This window comes from Rossellomorea aquimaris TF-12, assembly GCF_001648555.1.
GTDB classification, from domain to species: domain Bacteria; phylum Bacillota; class Bacilli; order Bacillales; family Bacillaceae_B; genus Rossellomorea; species Rossellomorea aquimaris.
Window position 1 is genome coordinate 282,907 of record NZ_LQXM01000025.1, and the last position, 8,314, is coordinate 291,220.

At 37.8% G+C, this 8,314-nt stretch carries 6 protein-coding genes and 1 rRNA gene; all 7 read left to right on the forward strand.

The features are described from left to right. Positions 1-86: 86 nt before the first annotated feature. The gene (gene yaaA, locus IQI_RS07955; RefSeq protein WP_064092107.1) at positions 87-305 is read left to right on the forward strand and encodes a S4 domain-containing protein YaaA; all 219 of its coding nucleotides are present in this window, start codon (positions 87-89) and stop codon (positions 303-305) included. 17 nt (positions 306-322) lie between these two features. Next, positions 323-1,441 (forward strand): DNA replication/repair protein RecF, encoded by a 1,119-nt coding sequence (gene recF, locus IQI_RS07960; RefSeq protein ID WP_064092108.1) that lies wholly within the window; start codon positions 323-325, stop codon positions 1,439-1,441. A gap of 9 nt (positions 1,442-1,450) precedes the next feature. Beyond that, on the forward strand, positions 1,451-1,705 hold the full coding sequence (gene remB, locus IQI_RS07965) for an extracellular matrix regulator RemB (protein WP_064092109.1): 255 nt from the start codon (positions 1,451-1,453) through the stop codon (positions 1,703-1,705). 47 nt (positions 1,706-1,752) lie between these two features. Then, positions 1,753-3,675: a DNA topoisomerase (ATP-hydrolyzing) subunit B gene (gyrB, locus tag IQI_RS07970; protein WP_064092130.1), complete on the forward strand. Its 1,923-nt coding sequence runs from the start codon at positions 1,753-1,755 to the stop codon at positions 3,673-3,675. A 204-nt stretch (positions 3,676-3,879) separates the two neighbouring features. Next, positions 3,880-6,402 (forward strand): DNA gyrase subunit A, encoded by a 2,523-nt coding sequence (gene gyrA / locus IQI_RS07975; RefSeq protein ID WP_064092110.1) that lies wholly within the window; start codon positions 3,880-3,882, stop codon positions 6,400-6,402. A 128-nt stretch (positions 6,403-6,530) separates the two neighbouring features. Then, complete coding sequence (locus IQI_RS07980; protein ID WP_064092111.1) at positions 6,531-7,622, forward strand: HD-GYP domain-containing protein; 1,092 nt, start codon at positions 6,531-6,533, stop codon at positions 7,620-7,622. A gap of 310 nt (positions 7,623-7,932) precedes the next feature. After that, positions 7,933-8,314: ribosomal RNA gene (locus IQI_RS20820) — 16S ribosomal RNA — on the forward strand; the annotation flags it as partial.

Below are 8,314 nucleotides of genomic sequence, written 5' to 3' on the forward strand. Positions count from 1 at the left end.
ACAGCATTCATTATCATTAGTTGTGACTTAACCAAGTTTAGAGTAAAATAAGATATTAGAGACTTATACGGAAAGTAGTGATTTTAGTGGCGAAGCAGATCACAATTGAAACGGAAATCATCACTCTGGGACAATTCTTGAAGCTGGCTGAAGTGATTCAGTCTGGTGGAATGGCGAAATGGTTCCTAAGTGAATATGAAGTTTACATAAATGGAGAGCAAGACCAAAGAAGAGGCAGAAAGCTTTCGATTGGTGACAAAGTTGAAATTCCAGAGGTAGGAGTCTTTGTTGTTGCGGGAGAATAATAAAGGGTGTTATTTCCATGTACATTGAACAATTAGAATTGAAAAACTATCGTAATTACGAATCGATTGAAGTCAATTTCGAAAATAAAGTAAACGTCATCCTGGGTGAAAATGCTCAAGGTAAAACGAATATTATGGAATCCATCTATGTCCTGGCTATGGCTAAATCTCATCGGACATCAAATGATAAAGATTTAATCCGTTGGGACGAGGAATATGCTAAAATAAAAGGTAGGATTCAAAAGTATAATGGCGCATTACCTTTAGAGCTGATTCTTTCGAAAAAGGGAAAGAGAGCCAAGAGTAATCACCTTGAACAACAGAAGCTTAGTCAATACGTTGGGAATATGAATGTCGTGATGTTTGCGCCTGAAGATCTCCATCTGGTAAAGGGCAGCCCACAAGTTAGGCGCCGTTTTATTGATATGGAAATTGGTCAGGTCTCTCCTGTTTATTTACATGATATCAGCCTTTATCAGAAAATATTACAGCAGCGCAATCATTATTTGAAACTGTTACAAACTAGAAAACAAAAAGATCAAACGATGCTGGATGTTTTAACAGAACAATTCATTGAAGTCGCTGTAAAAATAACAAAAAAGCGATTTGAATTTGTTCAATTACTTGAAAGCTGGGCAAAACCAATTCATTCTGGAATTTCAAGAAACTTAGAAACCTTGGAAATCAGATATAAACCGTCTTTAGAGGTATCAGATGATCAAGAATGGTCAAAAATGGTAGATATATATCAACAGAAATTCGATGGTATTCGAGAAAGAGAAATTGATCGAGGGGTAACGCTGATCGGACCTCATCGGGATGACCTTCAATTTATCGTTAATGATCGAGACGTTCAGACATTTGGATCTCAGGGACAACAACGAACAACAGCTCTATCTGTTAAGCTTGCTGAAATTGAGTTAATCCATTCTGAAATAAAAGAATATCCCATTCTACTATTAGACGATGTACTATCAGAATTAGATGATTATCGTCAATCACATTTATTAAATACCATTCAAGGAAAAGTTCAAACCTTTGTTACAACTACAAACGTAGATGGTATTGATCATCAAACCTTGAATGAAGCCACAACCTTTGAAGTAGAAGCGGGATCAATGAAAAGACTGAAATGAGGTGTTTCCTTGTACATTCATGTTGGAGAAGATGTCATGGTTCGAACAGATGAAATCATCGCAATTATTGATCGAGACACCGTACAATTTTCAGAAGAAATTCAGCATTTTTTGAAAAATAAAGAAAAACACCTTTGTAATCTTGCAAAGGGTTCATATAAATCTCTTGTGATTACGTTTAATCAATTGTATCTTTCACCATTAGCATCAAGTACGTTAAAGAAGCGATCAAAGAAATACTCAAACTATGAGAATTTATTATAGAATATAAAGCCCTGAAGGTTAGAAAGTGTAGGTGAATCGATATGGCTATGGACCAAAAACAAGCACAAGGTCAATCCTATGATGAAAATCAGATTCAGGTTTTAGAAGGATTAGAGGCCGTTCGTAAAAGACCAGGAATGTACATCGGGTCTACAAGTGGAAGAGGTTTGCACCATCTAGTATGGGAAATCGTTGATAATAGTATTGATGAAGCTCTTGCTGGCCACTGTAATGAAATTGAAGTCATTATTGAAGAAGATAATAGTATCACCGTTACCGATAATGGACGTGGTATTCCAGTTGGTATTCATGAAAAAATGGGTCGTCCTGCCGTAGAGGTCATCATGACGGTTCTTCATGCTGGTGGTAAATTTGGTGGAGGAGGATACAAAGTATCCGGTGGACTTCACGGTGTTGGAGCATCCGTAGTAAACGCCTTATCTACTGAACTTGAAGTAAACGTTCATCGTGACGGGAAAGTTTATTATCAAAAATTCGAAAAAGGTGTTCCGAGCTTCGATCTGAAAGTAATTGGTGAAACAGATAAAACAGGAACGATCATTCACTTTACACCCGATCCTGAGATCTTCACTGAAACCATTGAATATGACTACGATACGTTGGCAAACCGTATTCGTGAGCTAGCTTTCTTAAATAGAGGAATTCAAATTAGTATTGAAGACAAGCGTGGAGAAGGTAAAAGAAGAGATTATTTTTACGAGGGCGGAATTAAATCCTATGTTGAACATTTAAACCGTTCTAAAGAAGTCATTCATGAAGAACCAATCTACATTGAGGGAGAGAAAGATGATATTACAGTTGAAATTGCCATTCAATACAATGATGGCTTTGCAAGTAATATTTATTCTTTCGCGAACAATATCCATACTCATGAAGGTGGAACACATGAATCTGGATTCAAAACAGCTCTAACTAGAATTATTAACGACTATGCCCGTAAAAATCATGTTTTTAAGGATAATGATGCTAATCTTTCTGGTGAAGATGTTCGAGAAGGATTAACAGCGATTATTTCCATAAAACATCCTGACCCTCAGTTTGAAGGACAAACAAAAACAAAACTTGGAAATTCGGAAGCAAGAACGATAACAGATGCCCTATTCTCAGAGCATTTAGAAACGTTCTTACTTGAAAATCCAGTCGTGGCTAGAAAAGTAGTGGAAAAAGGACTTATGGCAGCACGTGCTCGTTTAGCTGCGAAAAAAGCGAGAGAGTTAACTCGACGTAAAAGTGCTTTAGAAATATCAAGCTTACCTGGTAAATTGGCCGATTGCTCATCGAAGGATCCAAGTATTAGTGAAATTTACGTAGTTGAGGGAGACTCAGCCGGTGGATCAGCTAAACAAGGTCGAGATCGACATTTCCAGGCAATCCTTCCATTACGAGGAAAAATCATTAACGTAGAGAAAGCCCGTTTAGATAAAATTCTTTCAAACAACGAGGTTCGTGCTATTATCACAGCACTGGGCACAGGAATTGGTGAAGATTTTGATTTAGCGAAAGCCAGATATCACAAGATTGTTATCATGACCGATGCCGACGTTGATGGTGCTCACATTAGAACACTATTATTAACGTTCTTCTATCGATACATGAGACAGATTATAGAAGCAGGCTATATTTACATCGCTCAGCCACCGTTGTATAAGATACAGCAAGGTAAGAAGATTGAGTATGCATACAATGATAAAGAGTTGGATCGTATTCTTGCAGAAATTTCGCCAACACCTAAGCCAGGAATTCAACGTTACAAAGGTCTTGGTGAGATGAATCCAGAGCAGCTTTGGGAAACAACTATGGATCCTGAAACAAGAACCTTGCTTCAAGTAAGCCTGCAAGATGCTATTGAAGCAGACGAAACCTTTGAAATCTTAATGGGTGATAAAGTAGAACCAAGACGTAACTTCATTGAAGAAAATGCAGCTTACGTGAAAAACTTGGATATTTAAAGAAATGTGGAAGGGCTTTGGTTAGAGGCGACAAGCATAAGGCAGGATTGACTTATGACATCGAGCCTCTAAGCCCTGGAGCTGGACAAGAAGAAAAGTGAAGCAACAGAATAGATGCTTGTCTTCTATTCTGTCTTTTACATAGCGGACAAGGCAAAGAATGAGAAAGGTATAAATCTTTCTTAAAAGGAGGTCCCTTTTACTATGGCAGAAACACCAAGATCTAATGTTAAAGAGATTAATATAAGTAATGAAATGCGCTCATCTTTCCTCGATTATGCGATGAGTGTTATCGTTTCTCGTGCACTACCTGATGCTCGTGATGGCTTAAAGCCTGTACATCGACGTATTTTATATGCGATGAACGACTTAGGTATGACGGCTGATAAAGCCTACAAAAAATCAGCACGTATCGTCGGTGAAGTAATCGGTAAGTACCATCCACATGGTGACTCAGCCGTTTATGACACAATGGTGCGTATGGCACAAAATTTTAACTATCGTTACATGCTTGTCGACGGTCACGGAAACTTCGGTTCAGTTGATGGAGATGCGGCGGCAGCAATGCGTTATACAGAAGCTCGTATGTCAAAGATTTCAATGGAACTTATTCGTGATATTAACAAAGATACCATCGACTATAAAGACAACTATGATGGCACAGAAAGAGAACCTGAAGTATTACCTGCTCGTTTTCCTAACCTGCTAGTAAATGGATCTTCTGGTATCGCCGTAGGAATGGCAACAAATATTCCACCTCATAATCTTGGAGAGGTTATAGATGGAATTCTTGCATTGAGTAAAGACCCTGACATTACGATTCCAGAATTAATGGAATTTATTCACGGGCCCGATTTCCCTACAGCTGGATTAATCGTTGGAAGAAGCGGAATACGTCGTGCATATGAATCTGGTAAGGGTTCGATTACTATGCGTGCTCGTGTTGAAATTGAGGAACGAAGCAATGGGAAAGAAACGATTATTGTTCATCAAATTCCTTATCAAGTAAATAAAGCCAGACTTATTGAAAAAATAGCTGACCTAGTTCGTGATAAGAAGATTGATGGAATCACAGATTTACGTGACGAATCGGATAGAAACGGAATGCGTATCGTAATTGAAGTAAGAAAAGACGCTAATGCAAATGTTCTATTAAACAATCTATATAAACAAACAGCTCTTCAAACCAGCTTTGGAATAAACTTATTAGCATTAGTTGATGGGCAGCCAAAGGTATTGAACTTAAAGGAATGTCTATATCACTATCTTCAGCATCAACGAATAGTTATTCGTCGTAGAACTGAGTTTGAACTGCGTAAAGCAGAAGCCAGAGCACATATTTTAGAAGGATTACGAATTGCATTAGATCACATTGATCAGATTATTGCTCTTATTCGTGGATCGCAAACCACTGAGCTTGCTAAACAAGGGTTGATGGAAAACTTCTCCCTTTCTGAAAAGCAGGCCCAAGCTATTCTTGATATGAGACTACAACGTTTAACTGGTTTAGAAAGAGAAAAGATTGAAGAAGAATATCAAGAATTAGTTAAATTAATTAGTGAATTAAAAGCCATTCTTGCTGACGATGAAAAAGTTCTTGAAATTATTCGTGAAGAGCTGATTGAAATTAAAGAACGCTTTAACGATGAAAGAAGATCTGAAATTGTTGCAGGTGGTATTGAAAATATAGAAGACGAAGACTTGATACCAAGAGAAAACATCGTTGTCTCCCTAACTCACAATGGTTATATTAAGCGCCTTCCTGTCTCGACTTACCGCAGTCAAAAGCGTGGGGGAAGAGGAATCCAAGGGATGGGTACGAATGACGAAGACTTTGTTGAACACTTGTTAACAACGTCAACCCATGACACCATTCTCTTCTTTACAAACAAAGGGAAAGCATACAGAGCCAAAGGATATGAAATTCCTGAGTTCAGTCGTACAGCTAAAGGACTTCCTATCATTAATCTACTAGGTGTAGAAAAAGATGAATGGATCAATGCCATGATTCGAGTAGAGGAATTTGTAGATGATTGGTACTTATTCTTCACAACGAAACAAGGGATTTCCAAGCGTACACCGGTTTCTGACTTTGCCAATATCCGTACCAACGGTCTAATTGCCATCAACCTTCGAGAAAATGATGAGCTCATCTCTGTGAAACTGACAGATGGTGAAAAAGATATGATCATTGGAACGAAAAAAGGTATGCTGATTCGATTCCCGGAAACGGATGTTCGTTCTATGGGAAGAACAGCCACAGGAGTAAAAGGTATTAATCTTGGCGATGACGATATCGTTGTTGGGATGGAAATACTTGAAGAGAAAAACGATGTACTTGTCGTTACTGTTAATGGTTACGGTAAACGTACTCCGGCTAGTGAGTACAGAATCCAAACCCGTGGTGGTAAAGGTCTGAAAACATGTAATGTAACCGAGCGTAATGGAGAATTAGTCTCTGTAAAAGCTGTTACTGGTGAAGAAGATCTAATGATTATCACAGCTCATGGTGTCCTGATTCGAATGGATGTAAATGGTATTTCAACAACCGGGCGTAACACCCAGGGGGTTAAACTTATTCGACTTCAAGAAAGTGAGTTTGTTTCTACGGTTGCTAAAGTTGAGAAAGAAGAAGAAGAAGAACCTGAAGAATTAGAAGGATCAGAGCAAGAAGTTGAAATCAACGAAGAAACTGTTGATCACGATAGCGACAATACAGAAGAATAACAACTCAAAAGCTATTTCTAGTAAAATCCATACTAGAAATAGCTTTTTTTTTGAAAAAAACCATCAATTATAAAAGTAATTTGGTAAAATAAACTAATAGACATAGGGTTGATGTGAGGTGCTTAAGTTTGAAAGTATATCGAGACGAAGCTCAAATTGGATGCATTTTAGAAGAAGACATCATGGGAATGGGAACAAGTCCTATAATCCCAAAGAATACAGTGCTAAATGAAGAACATATAAAAATTCTCCAAGCATTTAATATTAAAGAGTTATTAGTAGAGAAGACAAAGGCAGATGGAAGCTTGTTTAAGCCAATGCAAACTTCTTCAAAGAAAGAAAATCAAGATAACACTACTAAAGAGGGAAATTCTAAAAGCTTTATTGAAATTTATTTACCCTCTGTTCAAGAGTTTAAGAAGGAATTCATTAACTGGCAATCGGGAATGGCTGTAAATGTAGCTAAGATGAGAGAACTAATGTTACCGTTGATTCAAGTCGTTGAGAAGAACCCTAAATATTTATACTCTCTTAATCAATATTCTGACAAGCAGGACTATATGTATCACCATGCTGTAGCTGTCAGCATTTTGAGTGCCATGTTAGGCAGAAAACTGGGATTGAATAAGGGACAAGTGAATCAATTAGCCCTTGCTGGAGTATTAGCCGATTGTGGTATGTCGAAGGTAAGCACAATCATTCTCAAAAAAGAAAAACCTCTAACAGAAAGTGAATTCAAAGAGGTAAAGCAACACACGGTAAACGGTTATAAAATGATTAAAGATACTCCTCTATTAAAATCAGAAACTAAACTAGCAATTTTTCAGCATCATGAGCGATTTGATGGGACAGGATATCCTTCTTCTGAAAAAAATGAACGAATTCATTTATTTTCTCAAATTGTCGGCATAGCAGATGTTTTTCACGCAATGACCTCTGAAAGGATATATAGAAGCAAGCAACCAATCTTTAAAGTATTAGACATGATAAGCAAAGACTTGTTTGGGAAATTTGATATTAAAGTGGTAAATGGATTGCTGCAATTGTTAGGAGATCTAAGGACTGGAACAATTGTTAAACTTTCAAATGGTGAAAAGGGAGAAGTAGTATTTACGAAGGAAAACTACTTTACAAAGCCAATTGTAAAAATACAAGAATCAGGACAGTTATTGGATTTATCCAAACAAAATGAGATTTTTATTACAGAGGTAGTAAACTAGAATACAAAAAAATAAACCAGGATTTTAACGCAATTATAATGGTTTATTTTTTTTGTATATTTCTATTGTCAAAGTGCTTAAAAGTATGTATAATATTATTTGTTGTCGAAAAGGCATTACATAATTATTTCGAAAAAAACTTTTGTGAAATAGTAAAAATACCTTGACGGTAACTAACGAAAGATGTTATATTATATAAGTCGCTTCAAACGAAGTGCGCAAAACATTGAACCTTGAAAACTGAACAAAACAAGACGAAACGTCAACGTTAATTCTAGATTTACAAGTAACACAAGAGCTATTCAAACTTTTATCGGAGAGTTTGATCCTGGCTCAGGACGAACGCTGGCGGCGTGCCTAATACATGCAAGTCGAGCGGATTGATGGGAGCTTGCTCCCTGATATCAGCGGCGGACGGGTGAGTAACACGTGGGTAACCTGCCTGTAAGATTGGGATAACTCCGGGAAACCGGGGCTAATACCGAATAATTCATTTCCTCGCATGAGGAAATGTTGAAAGGTGGCTTTTAGCTACCACTTACAGATGGACCCGCGGCGCATTAGCTAGTTGGTGAGGTAACGGCTCACCAAGGCGACGATGCGTAGCCGACCTGAGAGGGTGATCGGCCACACTGGGACTGAGACACGGCCCAGACTCCTACGGGAGGCAGCAGTAGGGAATCTTCCGCAAG

Coding starts and splice junctions, on each gene's coding strand:
- recF (WP_064092108.1), top strand. CDS start 323: ATGTACATTGAACAATTAGAATTGAAAAACTATCGTAATTACGAATCG.
- gyrB (WP_064092130.1), top strand. CDS start 1,753: ATGGACCAAAAACAAGCACAAGGTCAATCCTATGATGAAAATCAGATT.
- gyrA (WP_064092110.1), top strand. CDS start 3,880: ATGGCAGAAACACCAAGATCTAATGTTAAAGAGATTAATATAAGTAAT.